At 56.1% G+C, this 25,570-nt stretch carries 20 protein-coding genes; 15 read left to right on the top strand and 5 right to left on the bottom strand.

Annotated elements, in window-relative coordinates:
- Positions 1 to 16 precede the first annotated feature (16 nt).
- Positions 17 to 1,489 carry a DASS family sodium-coupled anion symporter gene (locus ACN28Q_RS08820; RefSeq protein WP_095846006.1) on the top strand — a complete coding sequence of 491 codons (1,473 nt, stop codon included), beginning with the start codon at positions 17 to 19 and terminating at the stop codon, positions 1,487 to 1,489.
- A 44-nt stretch (positions 1,490 to 1,533) separates the two neighbouring features.
- On the opposite strand, the gene leuD is transcribed toward ACN28Q_RS08820, so the two are convergent.
- Genes leuD through leuA form a run of 4 tightly spaced genes read right to left on the bottom strand, consistent with a single transcriptional unit; the run spans position 1,534 to position 6,216 of the window.
- Complete coding sequence (leuD, locus tag ACN28Q_RS08815; protein ID WP_095846005.1) at positions 1,534 to 2,136, bottom strand: 3-isopropylmalate dehydratase small subunit; 603 nt, start codon at positions 2,134 to 2,136, stop codon at positions 1,534 to 1,536.
- Positions 2,137 to 2,145: 9 nt separating this feature from the next.
- Entirely contained in the window at positions 2,146 to 3,546 is a 1,401-nt protein-coding gene (gene leuC, locus ACN28Q_RS08810; protein ID WP_095846004.1) for a 3-isopropylmalate dehydratase large subunit, read from the bottom strand.
- 1 nt (position 3,547) lies between these two features.
- On the bottom strand, positions 3,548 to 4,639 hold the full coding sequence (gene leuB / locus ACN28Q_RS08805; protein ID WP_095846003.1) for a 3-isopropylmalate dehydrogenase: 1,092 nt from the start codon (positions 4,637 to 4,639) through the stop codon (positions 3,548 to 3,550).
- Positions 4,640 to 4,641: 2 nt separating this feature from the next.
- Complete coding sequence (leuA, locus tag ACN28Q_RS08800) at positions 4,642 to 6,216, bottom strand: 2-isopropylmalate synthase (protein WP_095846002.1); 1,575 nt, start codon at positions 6,214 to 6,216, stop codon at positions 4,642 to 4,644.
- A gap of 904 nt (positions 6,217 to 7,120) precedes the next feature.
- On the opposite strand from leuA, the gene leuO reads away from it, so the two are divergent.
- The 5 genes from leuO to cra all read left to right on the top strand — a co-directional run bounded on the left by leuO (position 7,121) and on the right by cra (position 14,247).
- Positions 7,121 to 8,065, top strand: coding sequence for a transcriptional regulator LeuO (gene leuO, locus ACN28Q_RS08795; protein ID WP_095846001.1), 945 nt, complete (start codon positions 7,121 to 7,123; stop codon positions 8,063 to 8,065).
- Between the two features lie 434 nt (positions 8,066 to 8,499).
- The gene (locus tag ACN28Q_RS08790; RefSeq protein WP_095846000.1) at positions 8,500 to 10,299 is read left to right on the top strand and encodes an AMP-dependent synthetase/ligase; all 1,800 of its coding nucleotides are present in this window, start codon (positions 8,500 to 8,502) and stop codon (positions 10,297 to 10,299) included.
- 514 nt (positions 10,300 to 10,813) lie between these two features.
- On the top strand, positions 10,814 to 12,532 hold the full coding sequence (ilvI, locus tag ACN28Q_RS08785) for an acetolactate synthase 3 large subunit (RefSeq protein WP_095845999.1): 1,719 nt from the start codon (positions 10,814 to 10,816) through the stop codon (positions 12,530 to 12,532).
- A 2-nt stretch (positions 12,533 to 12,534) separates the two neighbouring features.
- Complete coding sequence (gene ilvN / locus ACN28Q_RS08780) at positions 12,535 to 13,026, top strand: acetolactate synthase small subunit (RefSeq protein WP_165907028.1); 492 nt, start codon at positions 12,535 to 12,537, stop codon at positions 13,024 to 13,026.
- 216 nt (positions 13,027 to 13,242) lie between these two features.
- A complete protein-coding gene (gene cra, locus ACN28Q_RS08775; RefSeq protein ID WP_095845998.1) occupies positions 13,243 to 14,247 on the top strand; it encodes a catabolite repressor/activator in 1,005 nt (334 codons plus the stop codon).
- 52 nt (positions 14,248 to 14,299) lie between these two features.
- On the opposite strand, the gene ACN28Q_RS08770 is transcribed toward cra, so the two are convergent.
- A complete protein-coding gene (locus tag ACN28Q_RS08770; RefSeq protein WP_095845997.1) occupies positions 14,300 to 14,740 on the bottom strand; it encodes an L-alanine exporter AlaE in 441 nt (146 codons plus the stop codon).
- A gap of 872 nt (positions 14,741 to 15,612) precedes the next feature.
- On the opposite strand from ACN28Q_RS08770, the gene mraZ reads away from it, so the two are divergent.
- Genes mraZ through ftsW form a run of 9 tightly spaced genes read left to right on the top strand, consistent with a single transcriptional unit; the run spans position 15,613 to position 25,567 of the window.
- Entirely contained in the window at positions 15,613 to 16,071 is a 459-nt protein-coding gene (mraZ, locus tag ACN28Q_RS08765) for a division/cell wall cluster transcriptional repressor MraZ (RefSeq protein WP_095845995.1), read from the top strand.
- Between the two features lie 2 nt (positions 16,072 to 16,073).
- Positions 16,074 to 17,015 carry a 16S rRNA (cytosine(1402)-N(4))-methyltransferase RsmH gene (rsmH, locus tag ACN28Q_RS08760; protein ID WP_095845994.1) on the top strand — a complete coding sequence of 314 codons (942 nt, stop codon included), beginning with the start codon at positions 16,074 to 16,076 and terminating at the stop codon, positions 17,013 to 17,015.
- A complete protein-coding gene (gene ftsL / locus ACN28Q_RS08755; protein WP_095845993.1) occupies positions 17,012 to 17,332 on the top strand; it encodes a cell division protein FtsL in 321 nt (106 codons plus the stop codon). Before rsmH ends, ftsL begins: the two co-directional genes overlap by 4 nt.
- A 42-nt stretch (positions 17,333 to 17,374) precedes the next feature.
- Positions 17,375 to 19,138, top strand: coding sequence for a peptidoglycan DD-transpeptidase PBP3 (locus ACN28Q_RS08750; RefSeq protein WP_095845992.1), 1,764 nt, complete (start codon positions 17,375 to 17,377; stop codon positions 19,136 to 19,138).
- A complete protein-coding gene (gene murE / locus ACN28Q_RS08745) occupies positions 19,125 to 20,612 on the top strand; it encodes a UDP-N-acetylmuramoyl-L-alanyl-D-glutamate--2,6-diaminopimelate ligase (RefSeq protein ID WP_095845991.1) in 1,488 nt (495 codons plus the stop codon). Before ACN28Q_RS08750 ends, murE begins: the two co-directional genes overlap by 14 nt.
- Positions 20,609 to 21,970 (top strand): UDP-N-acetylmuramoyl-tripeptide--D-alanyl-D-alanine ligase, encoded by a 1,362-nt coding sequence (gene murF, locus ACN28Q_RS08740; protein ID WP_095845990.1) that lies wholly within the window; start codon positions 20,609 to 20,611, stop codon positions 21,968 to 21,970. Before murE ends, murF begins: the two co-directional genes overlap by 4 nt.
- Positions 21,964 to 23,046: a phospho-N-acetylmuramoyl-pentapeptide-transferase gene (gene mraY / locus ACN28Q_RS08735; RefSeq protein ID WP_095845989.1), complete on the top strand. Its 1,083-nt coding sequence runs from the start codon at positions 21,964 to 21,966 to the stop codon at positions 23,044 to 23,046. The genes murF and mraY overlap by 7 nt, the downstream gene beginning before the upstream one ends.
- Positions 23,047 to 23,048: 2 nt before the next feature.
- Positions 23,049 to 24,368: a UDP-N-acetylmuramoyl-L-alanine--D-glutamate ligase gene (gene murD / locus ACN28Q_RS08730; protein WP_095845988.1), complete on the top strand. Its 1,320-nt coding sequence runs from the start codon at positions 23,049 to 23,051 to the stop codon at positions 24,366 to 24,368.
- Positions 24,365 to 25,567: a cell division protein FtsW gene (gene ftsW, locus ACN28Q_RS08725; RefSeq protein WP_095845987.1), complete on the top strand. Its 1,203-nt coding sequence runs from the start codon at positions 24,365 to 24,367 to the stop codon at positions 25,565 to 25,567. The genes murD and ftsW overlap by 4 nt, the downstream gene beginning before the upstream one ends.
- Positions 25,568 to 25,570: the final 3 nt, after the last annotated feature.

The following is a 25,570-nucleotide window of genomic DNA, read 5'->3' as shown; positions in this document are numbered from 1 at the left end:
TAATAATGAGTCGATAATGGATAAATTAACGCCGCTTAAACCCATACCCTCGTTGTTCGCAATCGCTGTTACTCTGGTTATCTGGTTTGTTATCCCCGTTCCTGACGGGGTTGCCCCTAACGCTTGGCATTTGCTGGCATTGTTTATCGGTACCATTATTGCCATTATCGGCAAGGCAATGCCGATCGGCGCGGTTTCTATCGTGGCGATCGCGCTGGTGGCCCTGACCGGCGTTACCCATCCCGGCAACCCGGAGGCGGCGCTTAGCGACGCGCTAAGCGGGTTTTCCAACCCGCTAATCTGGCTGATTGGCTTTGCGGTGATGATCTCCCTTAGCCTGAATAAAACCGGGTTGGGCGCGCGTATCGGCTATTACTTTATTTCCCTGTTTGGCAAAAAGACGCTGGGTATCGCTTATGCGCTGACGCTGGCGGAAATTACGCTGGCGCCGGTGACGCCGAGCAATACCGCGCGCGGCGGCGGTATTATTCACCCGATCATGCGCTCGATTGCCGATAGCTTCGGCTCCAGCCCGGAACTGAAAACCTCCGGCAAGATTGGCCGCTATCTGGCGCTGACCACCTACAACATGAACCTGATCACCTCGGCGATGTTTGTTACCGCCACGGCTCCTAACCCGCTGGTGGTCAGCCTGATTGCCAAGGGCACCCACGACAGCGTGCAACTGTCATGGGCGATGTGGGCGATAGCGGCGCTGGTGCCGGGGATTGTTTCACTGATCATCATGCCGCTGGTGGTGTATTTGATGTATCCGCCGGAAATCAAAAGTACCCCGGATGCGCCGCGTTTTGCGCGGGAGAAACTGCATGCCTTGGGGCCGGTGACGCTGCCGGAAAAAATCACCCTGGGGGTTTTTGCCCTGCTGCTGTTGCTGTGGGCTGGCATCCCGGCGATGATTTTTGGCCCGCAGTTTGCCATTAACCCCACCACCACGGCGTTGATCGGCCTGGCTATCCTGCTGATGACCGGGGTGTTGAACTGGCAGGACATTTTAAAGCACAAAGGGGCATGGGATACCGTGGTGTGGTTCTCGGCGCTGGTGATGATGGCCACCTACCTGGGCAAGCTGGGGCTGATTGCCTGGCTGTCGCATACCGTCGGCAGCGGTATTGATCATATGGGGATGAGCTGGGTCGGCGGCATGCTGCTGCTGACCTGTGTCTACCTGTATTCCCACTACTTTTTTGCCAGCACCACCGCGCACGTGACCGCGATGTTCGCCGCCTTCTTTGCCGCCGGTATGGCTCTCGGGGCGCCGCCGGCCTTGCTGGGGCTGTTGCTGGCTTTTTCATCTTCGCTGATGATGTCGTTAACCCACTATGCCACCGGCACGGCGCCGATTGTATTTGGTTCAGGCTATGTCACGCTGGCGGAATGGTGGAAAACCGGCTTTGTGATGAGCGTGGTCAACTTGCTGATCTGGATGGTGGTCGGCGGGCTGTGGTGGAAATGGCTGGGATACTGGTAATAAAAAACTCACCCGCCTGGGGGCGGGTGAGGGGATAAGCCTGCTTAGTTCAAAAATGCCGGCTGTTGCGCTTCGTAGCGGGAGATATCCGCTTCGTGCTGCAGCGTCAGGCCAATGCTGTCCAGGCCGTTAATCATGCAGTGGCGGCGGAAGCTGTCGATTTCAAACGGGTAGCTGTGGCCACCGGCTTTGACCACCTGGTTTTCCAGATCGACAGTGAACTCGGTGCCTTCGTTATCGGCCACCAGCTTGAATAGCGTATCCACGTCCTGCTCGCTCAGCGTCACCGGCAGCAGCTGGTTGTTGAACGAGTTGCCGTAGAAGATATCGGCAAAGCTTGGCGCGATCACCACTTTAAAGCCGTAATCGGTCAGCGCCCAAGGCGCGTGCTCACGGGATGAGCCGCAGCCGAAGTTCTCGCGCGCCAACAGGATGCTTGCCCCTTTGTAACGCGGTTTATTCAGCACGAACTCCGGGTTGGGCTGCTCACCGGCGTCATCCAGATAACGCCAGTCGTTGAACAGGTGTACGCCGAAGCCGGTACGGGTCACCTTCTGCAGAAACTGCTTCGGGATAATGGCGTCGGTATCGACGTTGGCCGCATCCAAAGGCACCACTAAGCCGGTATGTTGAGTAAATTTAGCCACGGTAGCTCCTTAGTGCAATTCACGGATATCGGCGAAACGGCCGGTGACGGCAGCGGCGGCGGCCATGGCCGGGCTGAGCAGGTGCGTGCGCCCGCCGCGCCCCTGGCGGCCTTCGAAGTTACGGTTGCTGGTTGACGCGCAGCGCTCGCCCGGGTTCAGGCGGTCGTTATTCATCGCCAGGCACATGGAGCAGCCCGGCAGGCGCCATTCAAAACCGGCTTCGATAAAGATCTTGTCCAGGCCTTCCGCTTCCGCCTGGGCTTTCACCGGGCCGGAACCCGGCACGACGATCGCCTGTACGCCGCTGGCCACTTTACGCCCTTTGGCGATGGCGGCGGCGGCGCGCAAATCTTCAATGCGTGAGTTGGTGCAAGAGCCGATGAACACTTTGTCGATGGGCACTTCAGTCAGCTTGATGCCCGGCTTCAGATCCATATACGCCAATGCTTTTTCCGCCGAGGCGCGCTCAACCGGATCGCTAAAGGATTCAGGCAGTGGAATTTCCTGGTTGACGGCGATCACCTGGCCTGGGTTGGTGCCCCAGGTCACCTGTGGCGCGATGTCTTCCGCACGCAGGGTCACCACGGTGTCGAACTGGGCGTCATCGTCGGATTTCAGCGTGCGCCAGTAAGCGACGGCCTGTTCCCAGTTGGTGCCGGTTGGGGCGAACTGGCGGCCTTTCAGGTAGTTGAAGGTGGTGTCGTCCGGGGCCACCAGGCCCGCTTTGGCGCCCATTTCAATCGCCATGTTGCACAGCGTCATGCGGCCTTCCATGCTCAGCGCTTCAATCGCCTTGCCACAGAACTCCACCACGTGGCCGGTGCCGCCGGCGCTGCCGGTTTTACCGATCACCGCCAGCACAATGTCTTTGGCCGTGATGCCGGCGGCGGCTTCCCCGGTGACTTCGATCTTCATCGTTTTGGCGCGCCCCTGCTTCAGGGTTTGCGTCGCCAGCACGTGTTCTACTTCAGAGGTGCCGATACCAAACGCCAGCGAACCAAAGGCGCCGTGGGTCGCGGTGTGGGAATCGCCGCAAACGATGGTCATGCCCGGCAGCGTAATGCCCTGTTCTGGCCCCATCACGTGCACGATGCCCTGGTACGGGTGGTTCAGGTCGTACAGTGAAACGCCAAACTCCGCGCAGTTCTTGATCAGTTCCTGCATCTGAATGCGCGCCATCTCGCCGCTGGCGTTGATGTCTTTGGTTTGGGTGGATACGTTGTGATCCATGGTGGCAAACGTTTTGCCGGGCTGCCGAACCGGGCGGCCCATGGCGCGCAGGCCGTCGAATGCCTGCGGAGAAGTGACCTCGTGCACCAGATGACGATCGATGTACAGCAGCGGCGTTTCATTCGGCGCGGCATACACTACGTGTGCGTCGTACAACTTTTGGTATAACGTCTTGCCCATATCATGCCCCCTGCGCAACAAAGCGAGCGATGATGTCGCCCATTTCGCTGGTGCCGATGGCTTTGCCGTTGCCGGCCAGATCGGCGGTGCGGTAACCCTGTTCCAACGCCTGATTGATCGCGCGCTCGATAGCATCGGCGGCGTCTTCTGCCCCCAGGCTATAGCGCAGCAGCAGAGCGGCGGACAGGATCTGGGCTACCGGGTTGGCGATGTCTTTGCCTGCGATGTCCGGTGCGGAGCCGCCGGCAGGTTCATACAGGCCAAAGCCTTGGTCATTCAGGCTGGCGGAAGGCAGCATGCCCATAGAGCCGGTGATCATGGCACATTCGTCAGACAGAATGTCGCCAAACAGGTTGGAGCACAGCAGCACGTCAAACTGCGACGGGTCTTTAACCAACTGCATGGTGGCGTTGTCGATGTACATGTGCGACAGCTTGACGTCCGGGTATTCTTTGGCGATTTCACTGACCACTTCGCGCCACAGGATGGAGCTTTGCAGCACGTTGGCTTTATCAATGGAGGTAACGATGCCGCGGCGTTTGCGTGCGGACTCGAAGCCAATGCGGGCAATGCGTTCGATCTCGAAACGGTGATAGATCTCGGTGTCAAAGGCGCGTTCGTGCATGCCCTGGCCTTCACGGCCCTTCGGCTGGCCGAAGTAAATGCCGCCGGTCAGTTCACGCACGCACAGAATATCGAAGCCGCGCGCAGCGATATCGGCACGCAGCGGGCAGAAGCTTTCCAGGCCTTGATACAGGCGGGCCGGGCGCAGGTTGCTGAACAGTTTGAAATGCTTACGCAACGGCAACAACGCACCGCGTTCCGGCTGTTCTGCCGGCGGCAGGTGTTCCCATTTCGGGCCGCCCACGGAGCCGAACAGGATCGCATCCGCCTGCTCACAGCCGGCGATGGTTTCCTGCGGCAGCGGGGTGCCGTGGCGATCGATAGCGATACCGCCGATATCATATTCGGCATGGGTGATGCGCAGGCCGAAACGTTCACGCACTGCGTCCAACACTTTGTATGCCTGCGCCATCACTTCCGCGCCGATTCCGTCTCCGGGCAAGACGGCAATATGGTAAGTCTTTTTCATGTTCACACCGTTTCCTGATTATTTTGATGTTTGTTTTGCTGCAGGCGTTGTTTTTCTTTTTCTACCTGCTGGGAACGCCAAATGTTGTTCAATACGTTAATCATCGCCTGAGCGGAGGATTCAACGATGTCGGTCGTCAGGCCCACGCCGTGGAAACGGCGGCCGTGGTAAGACACCACGATATCAACCTGCCCCAGTGCATCGCGGCCCTGGCCTTTGGCGGAGAGCTGGTATTTTACCAGTTCGATCGGGTATTCGGTAATGCGGTTGATGGCCTGGTACACGGCATCGACCGGGCCGTTGCCGGTTGCGGCTTCGGCTTTTTCTTCGCCGCCGCACATCAGTTTCACTGATGCCGTAGCCATAACGCTGGTGCCCGATTGTACGCTGAAGTAGCCCAGTTTGAAGTGTTCTTCTTCATCCTGCCGGTTATTGATAAAGGCTAATGCTTCCAGATCGTAATCGAACACCTGGCCTTTTTTGTCGGCCAGCTTCAGGAATGCGGCGTACAGATTGTCCAGGTTGTAGTCTTGTTCTTTGTAGCCCATTTCTTCCATGCGGTGTTTCACGGCAGCACGGCCTGAACGGGAGGTCAGGTTCAACTGCACGTCTTTCAGGCCGATGGACTGTGGGGTCATGATTTCGTAATTTTCGCGGTTTTTCAGCACGCCGTCCTGGTGGATACCGGAAGAGTGGGCAAAGGCGTTGGAACCGACGATGGCCTTGTTGGCCGGGATTGGCATATTGCACAGTTGGCTGACGATTTGACTGGTGCGGTAGATTTCCTGATGGTTGATGTTGGTGTGCACCTTCATGATGTCGGCGCGCACTTTGATCGCCATGATCACTTCTTCCAGCGAACAGTTGCCGGCGCGTTCGCCGATGCCGTTCAACGTCCCTTCCACCTGGCGGGCGCCGGCCTGTACAGCGGCGATGGAGTTGCCGACCGCCATACCCAGATCGTCATGGCAGTGTACGGAGATAATCGCTTTATCAATGTTGGGAACGCGATCGTACAGCGTGCTGATGATGCCGCCGAATTGGTTTGGCGTGGTGTAGCCAACGGTATCAGGAATATTGATGGTGGTGGCGCCTGCGTTGATCGCGGCTTCTACCACCCGGCACAGATTATCGATTGGCGTGCGGCCGGCGTCTTCGCAGGAGAATTCCACATCATCGGTATAGTTACGCGCCCGTTTGACTGAATGCACCGCCATTTCCAGCACGTCGTCGAAAGAGCGTTTTAATTTTGATTCGATGTGCAGGGTAGAGGTTGCCAGGAACACGTGGATGCGGAACGCTTCGGCAACGCGCAACGCTTCGGCGGCGACGTCAATATCTTTGTCTACGCAGCGTGCCAGGCCACAGACGCGGCTGTTTTTGATCTGGCGTGCAATGGTCTGTACGGACTCAAAGTCGCCCGGTGAAGAAACTGGGAAGCCGACCTCCATTGCATCAACGCCCATTCTTTCCAGCGCCATGGCGATCTGCAGCTTTTCCTTAACGCTCAGGCTGGCTTGCAATGCCTGTTCACCATCACGCAGCGTGGTATCAAAAATAATGACTTGTTCGCTCATCGGTTGTTCCTTAATCGTGTTTGTTTCACGCTAAGCGGGCAAAAAAAAACCCGCGCAGTAGCGCGGGTTTATTATGAGGTGAGGTGCTGAATCAGATCCAGGTTTTGCCCACCGGCATACCGCGCAAAGGAGATGCGTTTAGTAGTAGGCCTAGTAGACGGGTAGTACGGATCATGGGGTTCAACTTCTCTGAAATATTTACGTTGTATTAAGTGATACGTTATTCGCCATCAAATGTCAACATTTGGTTGCCCGGTGAGCGCTCGTTGACCACGCATGATAATGGGATAATCATACTGGTGTATTATTCTGTGAAATAGCTTTTTTTCAGCAAAAAATAATAATATTTTTTGCGGGATGGTTAGCATAAATAGAACTTAGCAGGCAATGGAATATTGATTATTGATGGCGCTACGATAAAATCTGCAACAGAAGTGAGCGGTGAGAAATCGTTAACTTGAAGTATACAAGGTATAAAATTGAGAGCAGTTTATCTTTTATTCATGGCGTTATCTTTCATTTTACGTCTATCGGTAAATGAGTAGCGTGAGCGAAAATCTTCTGGAAACAGATTTGAGCGCTATTGACATGTTCCCCGCAATGGCAGGGCGCAGGGATAGGCCGAGTGACCAAACCAACACATCTGCACGTTGCAGGATGTAATTAGCCTGTATTTATGGGAATGTTGTACCTCTTTTGTATTTGTTATTGTCGTGATTTTAGGTGGCTTTAGTTTTTTGCCATGGGGATTAACCTTAAAGGGTTAGAGTAAAGCTATTGATTCATGTTTTTATAATGTTGATGCACTAATTGAATCTGTTATTGAAAAACTTAACTTAATTGATAATGACGGTTTTTTTAGGTGTTAATGGGATTATTTCAATAGGATTGAGTGGAGTATACTATGTCTGAATCTGATTTAGACGCTGCCTCAGGGAAAGAAACGCTCAGTAGTTACCTGCGTAACATCGATTTAAACTTACTCACGGTGTTTGATGCCGTTATGCAAGAGCAAAGTATTACCCGGGCCGCCAGTTTGCTGGGGATATCGCAGCCGGCGGTCAGCAATGCGGTTGCGCGCTTGAAGACCATGTTTAATGATGAACTTTTTATTCGCTTTGGCCGTGGCATCCAGCCGACGGCAAGGGCCAAACAGCTTTTTTCCCCGGTGCGTCAGGCGTTGTTGTTGGTAAGAAACGAGTTGCCCGGCACGGAATTTGACGCGGAAACCAGCGTACGTACGTTTTCGATTTCTATCTGCAGTCCGTTGGATTTACGCCTGGCGGTTAATATTATCAATACCGTTAAGGCGTTGGCGCCTCACATCCGCCTTCAGATCCGTTCTTTTATGAACAACGATATTGAACAGCAGCTACGCTACCGGGAAACGGATTTCGTCATTAGCTATAAGCGTTTTGACGGTGCAGAGTTTTGCAGCGAAGTTTTATTTGAAGATGAGCTCGTATTGGTTGCATCGCAAACGCACCCGCGTATTTCGAAGGTTATCATGCATGCGCACCTTTTAGCGGAGGAACATGCCGTGGTATCGCTAGAGAATTTTTGTTCCTTTAGTAAACCTCATTATATTGATCATGAAATGCGTAATCGCGTTGCGCAGCAATGCACCGATCTGCTCAGTGTGTTAGATATCGTGGCAAAAACACAGCTTATTGCTATTGTGCCAAAATGGCTGGCGCAACAGCGGCAAGAATTATTATCGCTGAAGATCATTTCTTTGCCTGGGAATAAACAAAAAACCTATGGTTACCTTTCCTGGCATGAATCTGCATCTTCGGATAAGTCTTATCAATGGATTAAAACATTGCTAAATCATATGGAGTCGAAGTAAAAATAGATTAACTTATTAATCTGGGGCGGCGAGTTCCCAGATTAATATTGTGTCTGACTCACGTGAAATAATAGGATTTTTCTTGGTTTTAGTGGGATTTTACTGTAATAAAATGGCAGGTTGTTCCGCTGGGTTACATCATCATTAATAAAAAATATTATCCTGTATTTTGTATTTATCTTGGTTTTTTAGATTGCCTGCCTGCTTTGCCTTGTGAGTCTTGTCATCGTGCAGCCCATCGCCATCTCTTTTGAGCCGCTGTGCGGGTTAAGCCGCATCACTTTTTTGAGCTTACACCTCTACGCTGAAATTCCTTCCCCATCGGTAAATGAGCCGGTAAACTGCAGAAAAACAGTAAACATATGTAAGCCGAGATGCTGGGCCGCCGCTCTGCTCCGGGTTAGTCAATTGATTAAATTCAGGCTCAGAGCACTATGATTGATAACATGCTGCAATACCATATTGTCCAACGCATCCAGCATCAGGTTGCCAACCGGGCCGAATGTACGGCTTTTCGCCAGTGGGCGCCAAGTGGGGAGATCCTGCTTTCCTGGCAAGAGGTGGGTTCGCATGTTGAACGCCTTGCCTGTGGGCTGTTGGCCCTCGGGATCGGGGTTCAGGAACGCGTCGCCATCTTCGCCAATAACAGCATGGCCTGGTCGCTGGCCGATCTGGCCATTTTGCATCTGCGTGCGGTCAGCGTACCGCTTTATGCCACCAATACGCCGGCCCAGGCGGCCTTCATTATTCATGACGCTGACGTTCGTACCCTGTTTGTCGGCGGGCAGGCGCAACTGGATACCGCGATTGCACTGCGTGAAACCTGCCCACAGCTGGCCCATATCATTGTGTTTGATGGCACCGTCGATCTGCGTGGCTGCGAGATCGCCTGTTACCTGGATGATCTGCTGCGTGATGCCGATGTGGCGGCTTTTGGCCCCGATTTGCAGGCGCGTATTGCCGCCAGTTGCTTAGCCGATCTGTTTACCCTCATCTATACCTCGGGCACCACCGGCGAGCCGAAAGGCGTGATGCTGGATTACCGCAACCTGGCGGCGCAGCTCTGCCTGCATGATGAGCGCCTGACGGTCAGCGGCGATGACGTTTCGCTGTGTTTTCTGCCGTTATCACACGTATTTGAGCGGGCCTGGAGCTTCTTTATCATGCATTCCGGGGCGCAGAACGTTTATCTGCCGAACACCGATTGGGTTCGGCAGGCGATGGCTGCGGTGCGGCCAACTTTGATGTGTGCGGTGCCGCGGTTTTACGAAAAAATCTTTAGCGCCGTGCATGAGAAAGTGGCGCGGGCCCCGTGGCTGCGCCGGGCGTTGTTCTATTGGGCGATGGTGTGTGGTGAGCGCAAGTTCCTGCAGGAGCGTGCCGGCAAGCCGCTGGGCAAACTGTTCATGCTTTCACACCGCTGGGCAGACAAACTGGTGCTCAGCAAGCTGCGCGATATTTTAGGTGGGCGCGTGCGCTTCCTGCCAGCGGCGGGTGCCAAGCTGGATGATAATGTGATCCTGTTTTTCCAGGCGATGGGGATCAATATCAAATACGGCTATGGGATGACGGAAACCTGTGCCACCGTTTCCTGCTGGGAAGAAGGTAATTTCCGCTTTGGCTCCATTGGCAAGCCCTTGCCGGGGATCGGCGTGCGCATTGGTGAAGAAAACGAAATCCAGGTGCATGGCCCGATAGTCATGCGTGGCTACTTCAACAAGCCGCAGGAAACGGCAGCGGCGTTTACCGCCGATGGCTGGCTGAAAACCGGTGATGCCGGGGGGCTTGATGAGGATGGTAATTTGTTTATCACCGAACGGCTAAAAGATCTGATGAAGACCTCCGGTGGGAAATACATTGCGCCGCAAATGATTGAAGGCGTGCTTGCACAGGATCGTTTTATCGATCAGGTGGCGATTGTGGCCGATGCGCGTAAATTTGTTTCCGCACTGATTGTGCCAAGCTTTGAATCGTTGGAAGAGTATGCGAAGTCGATCAACCTTAAGTATCACAATCGGCTGGAGCTTCTGCGCAACAGCCATATTGTCGAGATGTTCGAACATCGCCTGCGCGAAATGCAAAAAGAACTGGCGCGCTTCGAGCAGGTGAAAAAGTTTACCCTACTGCCGGCGGCGTTCTCGATGGAACAGGGGGAGTTAACGCCAACCCTGAAGCTACGGCGTAAAGTGATCCTGCAGCGCTATCAGCACCAAATTGATTCTATGTACCAATAAAAGCGGCGTTAGCGGGCCAAAAGCCAATGCTTTTGGCTAAAAAAACGGCATTGAGTGCGCCTGATATAGTTCTGTTGTTCATTCACTTTTCAAAACAATTGATGGATGAATTTGATGGATGCTAGTGCATAATATTTATTAACCTGAATTATTCAGTTTAGTAACAATCCCCCTTGGCTTGCTGTGCCCTTTTGCCGTTTGCCTGCCCCCATATTCTGACGTTATGTTAGTGGGTTATACCCTTCATACTTCACGTTGCAGGTGTGTTGGCTGCGCTCTGTCACCCGAATCACTTACCGGAGTCAGCTCATCGGGATTGGCTGTGTTGCCGCGTGATTCGGCCATACGGCCTCACCCCTTCGGGGCCAGCGCTATTCAAAAACGCTTTTGCGGTTTTGTCCTGCAACTCGAATTATCTTGGGTACACAGTCAATTCATAATAATTTTGGGGCATTGTCCCTACATTGGCGCGCTATCCGCGCCAGCAAAGCATTATCAGCCTGGAGGCAAACCCATGGAAATGTTGTCAGGAGCCGAGATGGTCGTTCGATCGTTGATCGATCAGGGCGTTAAGCACGTATTCGGCTATCCGGGCGGGGCAGTATTGGATATCTATGACGCCCTGCATACGGTCGGCGGGATCGACCATATTTTAGTCCGTCATGAGCAGGGCGCGGTGCATATGGCTGATGGCTATGCGCGCGCAACGGGCGAAGTGGGGGTCGTGCTGGTGACTTCCGGCCCGGGCGCCACCAATGCTATTACCGGTATCGCCACGGCCTATACCGACTCTATCCCGCTGGTGGTGCTTTCTGGCCAAGTGCCTAGCTCGCTGATTGGTTTCGATGCTTTTCAGGAGTGCGACATGGTGGGGATTTCCCGCCCGGTGGTGAAGCACAGCTTCCTGGTGAAGCGCACGGAAGATATTCCCGGCGTGTTGAAAAAGGCATTCTATCTGGCCTCCACGGGGCGGCCAGGCCCGGTGGTCATTGACCTGCCGAAAGATATCGTCGGCCCGGCGGTGAGAATGCCGTACGCCTATCCGCAGGAAGTGAGCATGCGTTCTTACAACCCGACGGTTCAGGGCCACCGTGGGCAGATCAAACGGGCGCTGCAAACCGTTCTGGCGGCGAAAAAACCGGTTATGTACGTGGGCGGCGGGGCGATCAATGCCGGCTGCCACGCGGAATTGCTGCAGTTGGCGGAACAGCTTAATCTGCCGGTGGCCAGTTCGCTGATGGGGCTGGGGGCATTTCCCGGCACGCACCGCCAGAGCGTTGGCATGCTCGGTATGCACGGCACCTACGAAGCGAATAAAACTATGCATAACGCGGATGTGATCTTCGCCGTTGGCGTGCGCTTTGACGATCGCACCACCAACAACCTGGCGAAGTACTGCCCGGATGCCACCGTGCTGCACATTGATATTGATCCCGCCTCGATTTCCAAAACCGTCAACGCGGATATCCCGATCGTCGGCGATGCCCGCCAGGTGTTGAGCCAAATGCTGGAACTGCTGGCGCAGGGAGAGCAGGCGCAGGACGGCGACGCGCTGCGTGACTGGTGGCAGGCGATTGAACTGTGGCGCGCGCGCAACTGCCTGGATTATGACAAAAGCGGCACCACCATTAAACCCCAATCGGTGATTGAAGCCGTTTATCGTCTGACCAAGGGTGATGCTTATGTGACTTCGGACGTGGGCCAGCACCAGATGTTCGCCGCGTTGTATTACCCGTTTGATAAACCTCGCCGTTGGATCAATTCCGGTGGCCTGGGCACCATGGGCTTTGGCCTGCCCGCGGCGCTGGGTGTGAAGTTGGCGCTGCCGGAAGAAACCGTGGTGTGTATCACCGGCGACGGCAGTATTCAGATGAATATCCAGGAGTTGTCGACCGCGCTGCAATACAACCTGCCGGTGGTGGTGGTGAATCTTAACAACCGTTATCTGGGCATGGTGAAACAGTGGCAGGACATGATTTATTCAGGCCGCCATTCGCAGTCGTACATGGATTCCCTGCCGGACTTCGTCAAGCTGGCGGAGGCCTACGGCCACGTGGGGATCGCCATCCGCACGCCGGATGAGCTGGAAAGCAAACTGGCGCAGGCGCTGGCTGAGAAGAATCGGCTGGTGTTTGTCGATGTGAACGTCGATGAAACCGAACATGTTTACCCGATGCAGATCCGCGGTGGGAGCATGGACGAAATGTGGTTAAGCAAAACGGAGAGGACCTGATCATGCGCCGTATCTTATCGGTATTATTGGAAAACGAATCCGGCGCTCTGTCGCGGGTGATCGGGCTGTTTTCCCAGCGGGGCTATAACATCGAGAGCCTGACCGTGGCGCCGACTGACGATCCAACCCTGTCGCGCATGACCATTCAGACCGTCGGCGACGAAAAAGTGCTGGAGCAGATCGAAAAGCAACTGCATAAGCTGGTGGATGTGTTGCGCGTCAATGAGTTGGTGCAGGGCGCGCACGTTGAGCGTGAGATTATGCTGGTCAAGCTGCAGGCCAGCGGCTACGGGCGTGAGGAAGTGAAACGCTGTACGGATATTTTCCGCGGCCAAATCGTCGATGTCACCGCAGCCTTGTACACCGTGCAACTGGCGGGCACCAGCGACAAGCTGGATGCTTTTCTCAATGCGGTGCGCGAAGTGGCCGAGATCGTCGAAGTGGCACGCTCCGGCATTGTCGGCGTGGCGCGGGGCGATAAAATCATGCGCTAGCGGCCGGCGCCGTTGCGTGGTGAACCCTAGGGCGTAGCGTTGGCTACGCCCTTTTTTACGTTTTTTGTCTGTTTGCTGGCACCTTTCGGCAAAAGCGGTTGCTTGCCAAAGTTTTCTGCTGTTAGATCGCTGGAACGAGGGTGAATAACGGCATGGGTGCCAGGGTTAATTTGGGTACGGCCTTCACTGTGTTTTCAGCATCATAAAGGGGTTAATGTGAAACTGGATGAAATCGCGCGTCTCGCGGGCGTTTCGCGTACCACGGCCAGTTATGTTATCAACGGCAAGGCAAAGCAGTATCGTGTCAGCGATAAAACCGTCGAAAAGGTGATGGCCGTCGTCAGGGAGCATAACTATCACCCCAATGCCGTGGCCGCCGGGCTGCGCGCCGGGCGAACCCGCTCCATTGGGCTGGTGATCCCGGATCTGGAAAACACCAGCTATACGCGCATCGCCAATTATCTGGAGCGCCAGGCCCGCAAGCGTGGCTATCAGTTGCTGATCGCCTGCTCGGAAGATCAGCCCGATAACGAAATGCGCTGTATCGAACATCTGCTGCAGCGCCAGGTCGATGCGATCATCGTTTCAACGGCGTTGCCGCCGGAGCACCCCTTTTATCAACGCTGGGTTAAAGACCCGTTGCCGATCATTGCGCTGGACCGCGCGCTCGATCGCGAGCATTTCATCAGCGTGGTGGGGGCCGATCAGGTCGACGCCTTTGCGCTGGCGCAGGAGCTGCGCACTTTTCCTGCGCAATCGGTGCTGTATCTGGGGGCCTTGCCAGAGCTTTCCGTCAGCTTCCTGCGTGAGCAGGGGTTCCGTGAGGCGTGGCAGGATGATGAGCGGCACGTGGATTACCTGTATGCCAATAGCTATGAGCGTGCAGCGGCCGGCACGCTGTTTGCGGAGTGGCTGAAAACCCATCCGATGCCGCAGGCGTTGTTCACCACCTCCTTTTCGCTGCTGCAAGGAGTGATGGACGTGACGCTCAAGCAGTATGGCCGCTTGCCGACCGATTTAGCGATTGCCACCTTCGGCGATAATGAACTGCTGGATTTCCTCGAGTGCCCGGTGCTGGCGGTGGCGCAGCGCCACCGGGAAGTGGCCGAACGGGTGTTGGAATTGGTGTTGGCCAGCCTGGATGAGCCACATAAGCCGAAGCCGGGGCTGACCAGCATTCGCCGTAATTTATTCCGCCGCGGCAGCCTGAGCCGCAAATAAGCGCCGGTTGCGGCCGGCACAACGCGCCGGCCGCACGCCCATTCTCATGGTGTTACACGTAGCCCTCTACCCGGAACAGCCGGCGGCAGTATTCCAGAAAATAGCCGTAGATTACGCCCATGACCATCGAGATGATCGCGTTGCTGGCCACCGCCGCTATGATTTGCGGGCCGTCCGCGCCCACGCTCCACAGGATGGCGGCATACACCGGTGACTGAAAGCTGACGTAAGCCAGCAGATCGGCCAGGTTGCGCAACAGTAACTGCCCATGCGGGCTGCGATGCGCGGCGCGGACAAACAGATCGCGGTAGCGCCCATAGGGCCAGGCGATCAAAATATTCACCGGAATGGAAAGCAGCCGTGAGGCAAGGGATTGACGAAAACTCATGCCAGAGATCAGCATTTCAATCGCCATCCCCGCAATGAAGCAATACACCACGAGTGCAAAAGTATCTGCGGCGGCACTACGCCAGCGTGAAGCAAAGGGCAGCATAAGGCTAACTCGACTTAATGAAGGTTAACACACCATTAACTTGCTTTTGTTTGGGTTAAAAAGCTGGTTTGTTGCTTTTTTTGTAGTTTACTTCACTGCTGTGTAGTTGTTAACTAGGGTAATATTTTTATTTTTAATATTTATCTTATTTTTATCCTGAGAATTACGGGAAAAAGGGAGATTGGGGGCATTAAAGGTGGATGCTTTCAATAATGACATTATAAACAAAAGGTTAGCTTTTTTAGGCTGGTGAGTGAACGGTTTGGGATATAAACAGGGCGAATGAGCGTGATAAAAAATAGAGAATATTAATTGTAAACAGGTATTTTAAGACTAATCTTACGCCGCTAATTTGATTTGAATTTCATGGGTTGCGCATTTCGTGACGCATTATTTTTTATCCGCGTTCATCTTTGCCGGATTTATTGCAGTAAAATAGCGCCGTAATTAGGCGGCAATTATTGACGAACATTATTAACTCAAGGGGTTATAACACTTGGGTTGTACTACTCTCGCCGTGCTCCCGGCCGCGCCCAGCACTGGCGGCGAGGATTTTGCCGTATGCGTGTACCCCTGCGGGAAATGAGACTTTGCTTGCAGAAAGGCGGAATAAGTTAATTAATCGCCAATTTGGCCGGATTTTAATCTGGCGCATGCCGTTAAGGAAATTCTTCTCTTTTATCATGGTGTTAATTTTTATTTGTTGAGTGATTAGCATCCCTTTCGTGCGACAGCTCCCAAAATGACCCGACAAATATTGCCAAAGCGCGGGCGCTCTGGCTTGACAAGGTTTTCATACCCTCCGTAAACTCCTTTACGTGGGAATTTGTGGGGTAAAGTGGTGAAAAAGGTCATGAAGGGGTAGCTCAGGAATGTTCCGTGGAGCGACGATGGTCAACCTCGACAGCAAAGGGCGGCTTGCCGTACCTACCCGTTATCGGGATGCGTTGAACGAGGAATCGCAAGGCCAAATGGTCTGTACCATTGACCTCCATCAGCCCTGCCTGCTGCTTTATCCGCTACCCGAATGGGAAATCATTGAACAAAAATTATCCCGTCTGTCGAGTATGAATCCCGCCGAGCGCCGTGTGCAGCGCTTACTCTTGGGGCATGCCAGTGAGTGTCAGATGGACAGTGCCGGTCGGTTGTTGATTGCCAATACGCTGCGTCAACATGCCGGGCTTTCTAAAGAAGTGATGCTGGTCGGTCAGTTCAACAAGTTTGAACTGTGGGATGAACAGACCTGGTATCAACAAGTTAAGGATGATATTGACGCTGAACAGTCTTCTCAGGAACCGTTGTCTGAGCGGCTACAGGACTTGTCACTATAAGCATGTTGGAAAACTATAAACACACAACCGTATTGCTGGATGAGGCGGTTAATGGCCTCAACATCCGCAGTAACGGCATATATATCGACGGTACTTTTGGTCGCGGCGGCCATTCTCGTCTGATTCTGTCCCAGTTGGGGCCGGAAGGGCGCTTACTGGCCATTGACCGCGATCCGCAGGCGATTGCAGCCGCTGAATCTATTGACGATTCCCGTTTTACTATCGTACACGGCCCGTTTTCCGAATTGGCGCACTATGTGCGCGAACGTGGCCTGGAAGGCAAGATTGACGGCGTTTTACTGGATCTGGGCGTTTCTTCACCCCAGCTTGACGACCCTGAGCGCGGTTTTTCCTTCATGCGCGATGGGCCGCTGGATATGCGTATGGATCCATCCCGCGGCCAGTCCGCTGCCGAGTGGCTGATGAAGGCCGCAGCAGAAGATATCGCCTGGGTGCTGAAAACCTTTGGCGAAGAGCGCTTTGCCAAGCGCATTGCGCGCGCGATTGTGGAGCGCAACCAACTGGAGCCGATGACGCGCACCAAGGAACTGGCGGATCTGATCGCCAATGCCAGCCCGGTGCGTGAAAAGCACAAACACCCGGCGACGCGCAGTTTCCAGGCGATTCGTATCTATATCAACAGCGAGCTGGAAGAAATCGAGCGTGCGCTGGCCGGTGCGTTGGAAATATTGGCACCGCAGGGGCGCCTGTCGGTGATCAGCTTCCACTCGCTGGAAGATCGCATTGTGAAGCGCTTTATGCGCCACCATAGCCGCGGTGCCCAGGTGCCGGCCGGGCTGCCGCTGACCGAAGCCCAACTGCGCGAACTGGGCGGCCGCACGCTGAAAGCTCTGGGCAAGATGATGCCGTCGGAAGCGGAAGTGGCGGAAAATCCACGGGCGCGCAGCTCGGTGCTGCGCATTGCAGAGAGGATGCCGCTGTGATTGGCAATGAGCGTCATGGTTTGGTCGGGGTGATTGGCGGGGATCTGCTGCGTAATGCCAAGATCCCGTTGATTTTACTGATTGCCGTGCTGGTTTCCGCCATTTTGGTGGTGACAACGGCGCACCGCACCCGTTTGCTGACCGCACAGCGTGAGCAACTGGTGCTGGAACGTGACGCATTGGATATTGAGTGGCGCAACCTGATTCTGGAAGAAAACGCCCTGGGTGACCATAGCCGCGTAGAGCGCATTGCGACTGAGAAGCTGCAAATGCGCCATGTGGATCCATCGCAGGAAAATATCATCGTCAAACCATGAATGATGTCAGCAGAGTTATGAGTCGGAGCAAAAAGGGAACGCATGAAAGCAGCACGCCCCGGTAAGTTGAAACGCCAGGAAGATCAGGCCAGCTTTGTCAGCTGGCGTTTTGCGTTGCTGTGCGGCTGTATTTTGCTGGCGCTGGTTGGGTTAATGCTGCGCGTGGCCTACCTGCAGGTGATTAACCCCGATCGGCTGGTGAAAGAAGGTGACATGCGCTCGCTGCGCGTGCAGGAAGTCCCGACCTCCCGCGGGATGATAAGCGATCGCGCCGGCAGGCCGTTGGCGGTGAGCGTGCCGGTGAATGCCGTGTGGGCCGATCCGAAAGAACTCAATGAACGGGGTGGCATTACGCTGGATTCGCGCTGGAAAGCGCTGTCAGATGCGTTGCAAATCCCGCTTGATCAGCTTTCCCGCCGGATCAACGCCAACCCGAAAGGGCGCTTTGTTTATCTGGCGCGCCAGGTGAACCCGGCGATCGGCGATTACATCCATAAACTGAAGCTGCCGGGTATCTATCTGCGCCAGGAGTCACGCCGTTACTACCCTGCGGGGCAAGTGACTGCTCACATCATCGGCGTGACCAACATCGACGGCTCCGGCATTGAAGGCATTGAAAAAAGCTTTGACCGTTGGCTGACCGGCCAGCCCGGTGAACGTACGGTCCGTAAAGATCGCTATGGCCGGGTGATCGAAGATATTTCCTCGGTAGATAGCCAGGCGGCGCATAACCTGATGTTGAGCGTGGATGAGCGCCTGCAGGCGTTGGTCTATCGCGAACTTAACAACGCCGTCGCCTTTAACAAAGCCGAGTCCGGCACGGCGGTGCTGGTGGATGTGAATACCGGTGAAGTGTTGGCGATGGCCAACAGCCCGTCCTATAACCCGAACAACCTGTCCGATACGCCGAAAGACACCATGCGTAACCGGGCGATAACCGATATTTTTGAACCCGGTTCAACCGTAAAACCGATGGTGGTGATGACGGCATTGCAGCACGGCGTCGTGAAGGAAAACAGCGTGCTGAACACCGTGCCTTACCGCGTTAACGGCCATGAAATCAAGGATGTGGCCCGCTATTCGGAACTCTCGGTGACCGGGATCTTGCAGAAGTCGAGTAACGTCGGTGTTTCAAAGCTGGCGTTAGCGATGCCGTCCTCAGCGTTAGTAGATACTTACTCACGCTTTGGGCTGGGAAAAGCGACCAATTTGGGGTTGGTCGGAGAAAGCAGTGGCTTATATCCTAAAAAACAACGGTGGTCTGACATAGAGAGGGCCACCTTCTCTTTCGGCTACGGGCTAATGGTAACGCCGTTACAGTTAGCGCGTGTCTATGCCACGATCGGCAGCATGGGGGTTTACCGCCCGCTGTCGATTACCAAAGTTGATCCGCCGGTTGCTGGTGAGCGCATATTCCCAGAGCCCTTGGTGCGTACCGTAGTGCATATGATGGAAAGCGTGGCTCTGCCGGGTGGCGGCGGTGTTAAGGCCGCCATCAAAGGCTATCGTATTGCCATCAAAACCGGTACGGCGAAAAAGGTCGGGCCGGATGGCAAATACGTCAACAAATATATCGCCTATACCGCCGGCGTGGCACCCGCCAGCCGGCCCCGCTTTGCCCTGGTGGTGGTGATTAACGATCCGCAGGCAGGGAAGTATTACGGTGGTGCGGTTTCCGCGCCGGTGTTTGGCGCCATCATGGGCGGGGTTCTGCGCACGATGAACGTTGAGCCGGATGCGTTGCCCACCGGTGAAAAGAACGAGTTTGTGATTAATCAACAAGAGGCTTCAGGTGGCAGATCGTAATTTGCGCGACTTGCTCGCTCCGTGGGTGCCATCTGCACCCGAGCGCGCGCTACGGGAAATGACATTAGACAGCCGCGTTGCGGCTGCCGGGGATCTGTTTGTTGCCGTTGCCGGCCATCAGACCGACGGGCGCAGTTATATCCCACAAGCCATCGCCCAAGGGGTTGCCGCCGTTATCGCCGAGGCAGAAGGCCAGGCGCAAGACGGTAAAATCATTGAAAAACATGGCGTACCGGTGATTTACCTGAGCCAGCTCAACGCGCGGTTGTCTGCGCTGGCTGGCCGTTTTTATCACCAGCCTGCAGAGCGCCTGCAACTGGTTGGCGTTACCGGCACCAATGGCAAGACCACCACTACCCAACTGCTGGCGCAGTGGGCCCAACTGTTGGGGAAAACCAGCGCCGTCATGGGCACCGTGGGCAACGGTCTGCTGGGGCAGGTGGCGCCTTCTGAAAATACCACCGGTTCTGCGGTCGATGTTCAACACACGTTAAACGATCTGGCAGAGCGCGGCGCTACCTTCGCCGCGATGGAAGTCTCTTCGCATGGGCTGGTGCAAAAACGCGTGGCGGCGCTGCCATTTGCCGCCGCGGTATTCACCAACCTGAGCCGCGATCATCTGGATTACCACGGTGATATGGCCAGCTACGAAGCGGCCAAATGGGCGTTGTTCTCTGACCATGAGGTCGGCCAGTCGATTATCAACGCTGATGATGACGTTGGCCGGCGTTGGCTGGATAAGCTGCAGGATGCCATCGCGGTGAGCATGGCGAGCAATATCCCAGCGGATTGGCACGGCCGCTGGCTAACGGCCGGCACGGTGGATTACCACGATAACGGCGCCACCATTAACTTCAGTTCCAGTTGGGGCAATGGAGTGATCGAAAGCCGTTTGATGGGCGCATTTAACGTCAGCAATGTGTTGTTGGCGTTGGCTACGCTGCTGTCACTGGGCTATCCGCTGCAGGCGCTGGTGGAAACCGGCAGCCAACTGCAGCCGGTGTGCGGCCGTATGGAAGTGTTTGCGGCGGCAGGCAAACCCACGGTCGTCGTTGACTACGCCCATACGCCGGATGCGCTGGAGAAAGCGCTGGCGGCTGCCCGGCTGCATTGCCAGGGGCAATTGTGGTGCGTATTCGGCTGCGGCGGCGATCGCGATAAGGGCAAACGTCCGCTGATGGGCGGTATTGCCGAGCAGTTTGCCGATCGCGTGGTGATCACGGATGACAATCCACGCACCGAAGAGCCGCAAAGTATTATCGCAGATATTCTTACCGGCCTGTTAGATGCCGGCCGGGCGCAGGTGATTCATGGCCGTGCACAGGCGGTGTCCAATACCATCATGCAGGCAAAGGCACAGGATGTGGTGCTGGTGGCCGGTAAAGGCCATGAGGATTATCAGATCGTGGGCCATCGCCGCCTGGACTACTCCGATCGCACCACGGTCGCGCGTTTGCTGGGGGGGCTGGCATGATTCCTGTTTCCTTCCAGACTCTGGCAAGCGTTTTGCGCGCGGCACCGCTGGGTGACGCCGGGCAGATTGTTGAGGTAGTGACGGATACCCGTAAGGTGACGCCGGGTTGCCTGTTCGTAGCCCTGAAGGGCGAGCGTTTCGACGCTCACGATTTTGCCGCCGACGCGGTTGCCGCTGGCGCCGGGGCGTTGCTGGTCAGTAAACGCCTGGCATTGGATGTTCCACAGTTGGTGGTTGAGGATACGCGCCTGGCGCTGGGGCAACTCGCTGCCTGGGTGCGCCAGCAGGTTCCGGCGCGCGTGGTGGCGTTGACCGGTTCATCGGGCAAAACCTCGGTGAAGGAAATGACCGCCGCAATCCTGCGTGAATGCGGCGAGGTGCTGTATACCGCAGGGAATTTCAATAATGACATTGGCGTTCCGCTGACGTTGTTACGTTTACAGCCTGAGCACGACTTTGCCGTGATTGAGCTGGGCGCCAATCATATCGGCGAGATTGCCTATACCACCGCCCTGGTGCGGCCGCAAAGCGCCCTGGTGAATAACCTGGCGGCGGCGCACCTGGAAGGTTTTGGTTCGCTGGCCGGCGTGGCGCAGGCGAAAGGCGAAATTTTTGCCGGTTTGCCGGCGGGCGGCGTCGGCATCCTCAATGCGGACAGCAACGACTGGCCGCACTGGCAGGCGGCGCTGGCGGGTAAAACGGTCTGGCGGTTCTCACCGCAGGCGGCGGAGAGCGTGGACTTCTCCGCCAGCCAGGTGCAGGTGAACGGCGACGGTACGCAGTTTACGCTGCATAGCCCGTTTGGCGCCGTGGATGTCGCCTTGCCGCTGCCGGGGCGCCATAACGTCGCCAATGCGTTGGCGGCGGCGGCGTTGGCCACCTCCGTCGGGGCGCCGCTGCAGGCGGTGCGTGCCGGGCTGGCTGGGCTGAAAGCGGTTCCGGGGCGTTTATTCCCGGTCAAACTGGCTGAAGGCAAGCTGATCCTGGACGACAGCTACAACGCCAACGTCGGCTCGATGACCGCAGCGGTGCAGGTATTGGCCGAGATGCCGGGTTATCGCGTGCTGGTGGTTGGCGATATGGCGGAGCTGGGCGCAGAAGCAGAAGAATGTCACCGCCAGGTGGGCGAAGCCGCCCGTCAGGCCCGGATCGATAAGGTTATCAGCGTGGGGGCGTTAAGCCAGGTGTTGAGCGCCGCCTCCGGTAACGGCGAGCATTTACAGGATAAGGCAGCAGTGATCGCGCGCGTGGCGGAATTACTGTCGGAACATGCGGTAATTACCGTGTTAATCAAAGGGTCACGTAGTGCCGCAATGGAGCAGGTAGTACGCGCGTTACAGGAGAAAGCACCATGTTAGTTTGGCTGGCCGAGCATTTGGTCAAGTATTATTCCGGCTTTAACGTCTTTTCCTATCTGACGTTCCGAGCCATCGTCAGCCTGCTGACCGCATTGGTGATTTCTTTATGGATGGGGCCGCGCCTGATTGCGCGCCTGCAGGAAATGTCGTTTGGCCAGGTGGTGCGTAACGATGGCCCGGAATCGCACTTCAGCAAGCGCGGTACGCCGACCATGGGCGGCATTATGATCCTGACCTCCATCACCATTTCGGTGCTGATGTGGGCTTACCCGTCCAATCCGTATGTTTGGTGCGTGCTGTTCGTGCTGGTGGGGTATGGCATCGTCGGTTTTGTCGATGATTACCGCAAAGTGGTGCGCAAAGATACCAAGGGCCTGATTGCCCGCTGGAAGTATTTTTGGCAGTCGGTGATTGCGCTGGCGGTGGCTTTTGTCATGTATGCCGTCGGTAAGGATACGCCGGCCACCGAGCTGGTGGTGCCGTTCTTTAAAGATGTGATGCCGCAGCTTGGCCTGCTGTACGTTCTGCTGGCGTATTTTGTGATTGTGGGCACCAGCAACGCCGTCAACCTGACCGACGGCCTGGACGGGCTGGCGATCATGCCGACGGTGTTCGTGGCCGCCGGTTTTGCGCTGGTGGCCTGGGCCACCGGTAACATGAACTTCGCCAATTACCTGCATATCCCCTATTTGCGCCATGCGGGGGAACTGGTGATTGTGTGCACCGCCATTGTGGGCGCCGGGCTGGGCTTCTTGTGGTTTAACACCTATCCGGCGCAGGTGTTTATGGGCGATGTGGGCTCGCTGGCGCTGGGCGGCGCGTTGGGCACCATCGCTGTGCTGCTGCGCCAGGAGTTTTTGCTGGTGATTATGGGTGGGGTGTTCGTGGTGGAAACGCTGTCGGTCATCCTGCAGGTGGGGTCGTTCAAGCTGCGCGGGCAACGTATTTTCCGCATGGCACCGATTCACCACCACTATGAATTGAAAGGCTGGCCGGAACCGCGCGTGATTGTGCGCTTTTGGATTATTTCGCTGATGCTGGTGTTGATTGGCCTGGCAACGCTGAAGGTACGTTAATTATGGTGGATTATCAGGGTAAAAAAGTCGTCATCATCGGGTTGGGCCTGACCGGCCTGTCCTGCGTTGATTTCTTTGTGGCACGCGGCGTGACGCCGCGCGTTATGGATACCCGTGTTTCTCCGCCCGGCCTGGATAAACTGCCCGAGAGCATTGAGCGCCATCTGGGTTCGCTGCATGAAGATTGGCTGCTGGCCGCCGATCTGATCGTCGCCAGCCCTGGTGTTGCGTTGGCGACGCCGGCGCTGAGCGCCGCCGCCGATGCCGGTGTGGAAATTGTCGGCGACGTGGAGCTGTTTTGCCGCGAAGCGGTAGCGCCGATCGTGGCGATCACCGGTTCCAACGGCAAAAGCACTGTTACCACCCTGGTGGGGGAAATGGCGAAGGCCGCCGGTTGGGCGGTTGGCGTGGGCGGCAACATTGGCCTGCCGGCGTTGCGCCTGCTGGAACAGGAGTGCCAACTGTATGTGCTGGAGCTGTCCAGCTTCCAGTTGGAAACCACCAGCAGCCTGCATGCGGCAGCCGCCACCATCCTGAACGTCACCGAAGACCATATGGATCGCTACCCGTTTGGCCTGCAGCAATATCGCGCCGCCAAACTGAAGGTTTATGAAAACGCCGCGGTGTGCGTGGTGAATGCCGATGATGCCCTGACGATGCCGATCCGCGGCGCCGACGAGCGCTGCATCAGCTTTGGCATCGACGTGGGCGATTACCACCTGAATAACCAGCAGGGTGAAACCTGGCTGCGGGTGCGCGGCGAAAAAGTGCTGAACACCAGTGAGATGAATCTGGTGGGGCGCCATAACTATACCAATGCGCTGGCGGCGCTGGCGTTGGCCGATGCGGTGCATCTGCCGCGCGCCTCCAGCCTGAAGGCGCTGACTCTCTTTACCGGTTTGCCGCACCGTTTCCAACTGGTGTGGCAAAACAACGGGGTGCGTTGGATTAACGATTCGAAAGCCACCAACGTGGGCAGCACCGAAGCGGCGCTTAATGGCCTGCAGGTGGCTGGCACGCTGCACCTGCTGCTGGGCGGTGATGGCAAGTCCGCTGATTTTTCGCCGCTGACGCGCTATCTGCAGGGCGACAATGTTCGCCTGTACTGCTTCGGGCGCGATGGTGCCCAACTGGCTGAGCTGCGCCCGGAAGTGGCGGTGCAAACGGAAACCATGGAACAAGCGATGCAGGTGATTGCCGGCCGTTTACAGCCTGGCGATATGGTGTTGCTGTCGCCGGCCTGCGCCAGCCTGGATCAGTTCCGTAATTTTGAAGAGCGCGGCAACGAGTTTGCCCGTCTGGCACAGGAGCTTGGCGGATGAGACTACGGGTGCCGACGTTCGGGCTGGCGGACAAGCTAAAAGAGTGGGTGATGGGGGCGCGCGACCACGATGCCGCCACCATGGTGCTGTATGACCGCACTCTGCTGTGGCTCACCTTTGGCCTGGCGATTATCGGTTTTGTGATGGTGACGTCGGCTTCGATGCCGATTGGCCAGCGTCTGGCGGACGATCCTTTCCTGTTCGCCAAACGTGACGCGCTGTACCTGGGGCTGGCCTTCGGCCTGTCGCTGGTCACGCTGCGCATCCCGATGGACGTGTGGCAACGCTACAGCAACGTGATGCTGCTGCTGTCGATCGTGATGCTGCTGATTGTGCTGGTGGTGGGCAGCTCGGTTAACGGGGCATCGCGCTGGATCGCGCTGGGCCCACTGCGAATTCAGCCGGCGGAGCTATCGAAGCTGTCACTGTTTTGCTATTTGGCCAGCTATCTGGTGCGCAAGGTGGATGAAGTTCGCAGCAACTTCTGGGGCTTCTGCAAGCCGATGGGCGTGATGGTGGTGTTGGCGGTGCTGTTGCTGGCGCAGCCGGACCTCGGCACCGTGGTGGTGCTGTTTGTCACCACGCTGGCGATGCTGTTCCTGGCCGGCGCCAAGCTGTGGCAATTCCTGGCAATAATCGGCTCCGGCCTGATTGCCGTTGCGTTGTTGATTATCGCCGAGCCTTACCGTATGCGCCGCGTAACTTCGTTCTGGAACCCGTGGGACGATCCGTTCGGCAGCGGTTACCAGCTTACCCAGTCGCTGATGGCATTTGGCCGCGGTGAGTTCTGGGGGCAAGGCCTGGGAAACTCGGTGCAAAAACTGGAATATCTGCCTGAAGCGCATACTGACTTTATCTTTTCGATCTTAGGTGAGGAGTTGGGCTATATCGGTGTGGTTTTTGCGCTGTTAATGGTATTCTTCGTCGCTTTTCGCGCGATGTCGATTGGGCGCCGGGCGTTGGAAATCGATCAGCGCTTCTCCGGCTTCCTGGCCTGCTCGATCGGCATCTGGTTTAGCTTCCAAGCGCTGGTGAACGTTGGTGCGGCGGCGGGTATGCTGCCGACCAAAGGCCTGACCCTGCCGCTGATCAGTTACGGTGGTTCGAGCCTGTTAATTATGTCAACGGCGATTGTGCTGTTGCTGCGGATTGATTTTGAAACGCGCCTGAGTAAAGCGCAGGCGTTTGTTAAGAGGTAAGGA

It is taken from the genome of Gibbsiella quercinecans (genome assembly GCF_002291425.1).
In the GTDB taxonomy this organism is placed as follows: domain Bacteria; phylum Pseudomonadota; class Gammaproteobacteria; order Enterobacterales; family Enterobacteriaceae; genus Gibbsiella; species Gibbsiella quercinecans.
This window is presented reverse-complemented; position numbering and strand designations above follow the sequence as displayed.

Bases quoted from the DNA above. Each gene is read 5' to 3' on its own strand.
- leuC (WP_095846004.1), bottom strand. From the start codon at position 3,546: ATGGGCAAGACGTTATACCAAAAGTTGTACGACGCACACGTAGTGTAT.
- leuB (WP_095846003.1), bottom strand. From the start codon at position 4,639: ATGAAAAAGACTTACCATATTGCCGTCTTGCCCGGAGACGGAATCGGC.
- ACN28Q_RS08790 (WP_095846000.1), top strand. From the start codon at position 8,500: ATGATTGATAACATGCTGCAATACCATATTGTCCAACGCATCCAGCAT.
- ACN28Q_RS08770 (WP_095845997.1), bottom strand. From the start codon at position 14,740: ATGCTGCCCTTTGCTTCACGCTGGCGTAGTGCCGCCGCAGATACTTTT.
- leuO (WP_095846001.1), top strand. From the start codon at position 7,121: ATGTCTGAATCTGATTTAGACGCTGCCTCAGGGAAAGAAACGCTCAGT.
- ilvN (WP_165907028.1), top strand. From the start codon at position 12,535: ATGCGCCGTATCTTATCGGTATTATTGGAAAACGAATCCGGCGCTCTG.
- mraZ (WP_095845995.1), top strand. From the start codon at position 15,613: ATGTTCCGTGGAGCGACGATGGTCAACCTCGACAGCAAAGGGCGGCTT.
- murF (WP_095845990.1), top strand. From the start codon at position 20,609: ATGATTCCTGTTTCCTTCCAGACTCTGGCAAGCGTTTTGCGCGCGGCA.
- ftsW (WP_095845987.1), top strand. From the start codon at position 24,365: ATGAGACTACGGGTGCCGACGTTCGGGCTGGCGGACAAGCTAAAAGAG.
- rsmH (WP_095845994.1), top strand. From the start codon at position 16,074: ATGTTGGAAAACTATAAACACACAACCGTATTGCTGGATGAGGCGGTT.
- mraY (WP_095845989.1), top strand. From the start codon at position 21,964: ATGTTAGTTTGGCTGGCCGAGCATTTGGTCAAGTATTATTCCGGCTTT.
- ilvI (WP_095845999.1), top strand. From the start codon at position 10,814: ATGGAAATGTTGTCAGGAGCCGAGATGGTCGTTCGATCGTTGATCGAT.
- leuA (WP_095846002.1), bottom strand. From the start codon at position 6,216: ATGAGCGAACAAGTCATTATTTTTGATACCACGCTGCGTGATGGTGAA.
- murD (WP_095845988.1), top strand. From the start codon at position 23,049: ATGGTGGATTATCAGGGTAAAAAAGTCGTCATCATCGGGTTGGGCCTG.
- ACN28Q_RS08750 (WP_095845992.1), top strand. From the start codon at position 17,375: ATGAAAGCAGCACGCCCCGGTAAGTTGAAACGCCAGGAAGATCAGGCC.
- ACN28Q_RS08820 (WP_095846006.1), top strand. From the start codon at position 17: ATGGATAAATTAACGCCGCTTAAACCCATACCCTCGTTGTTCGCAATC.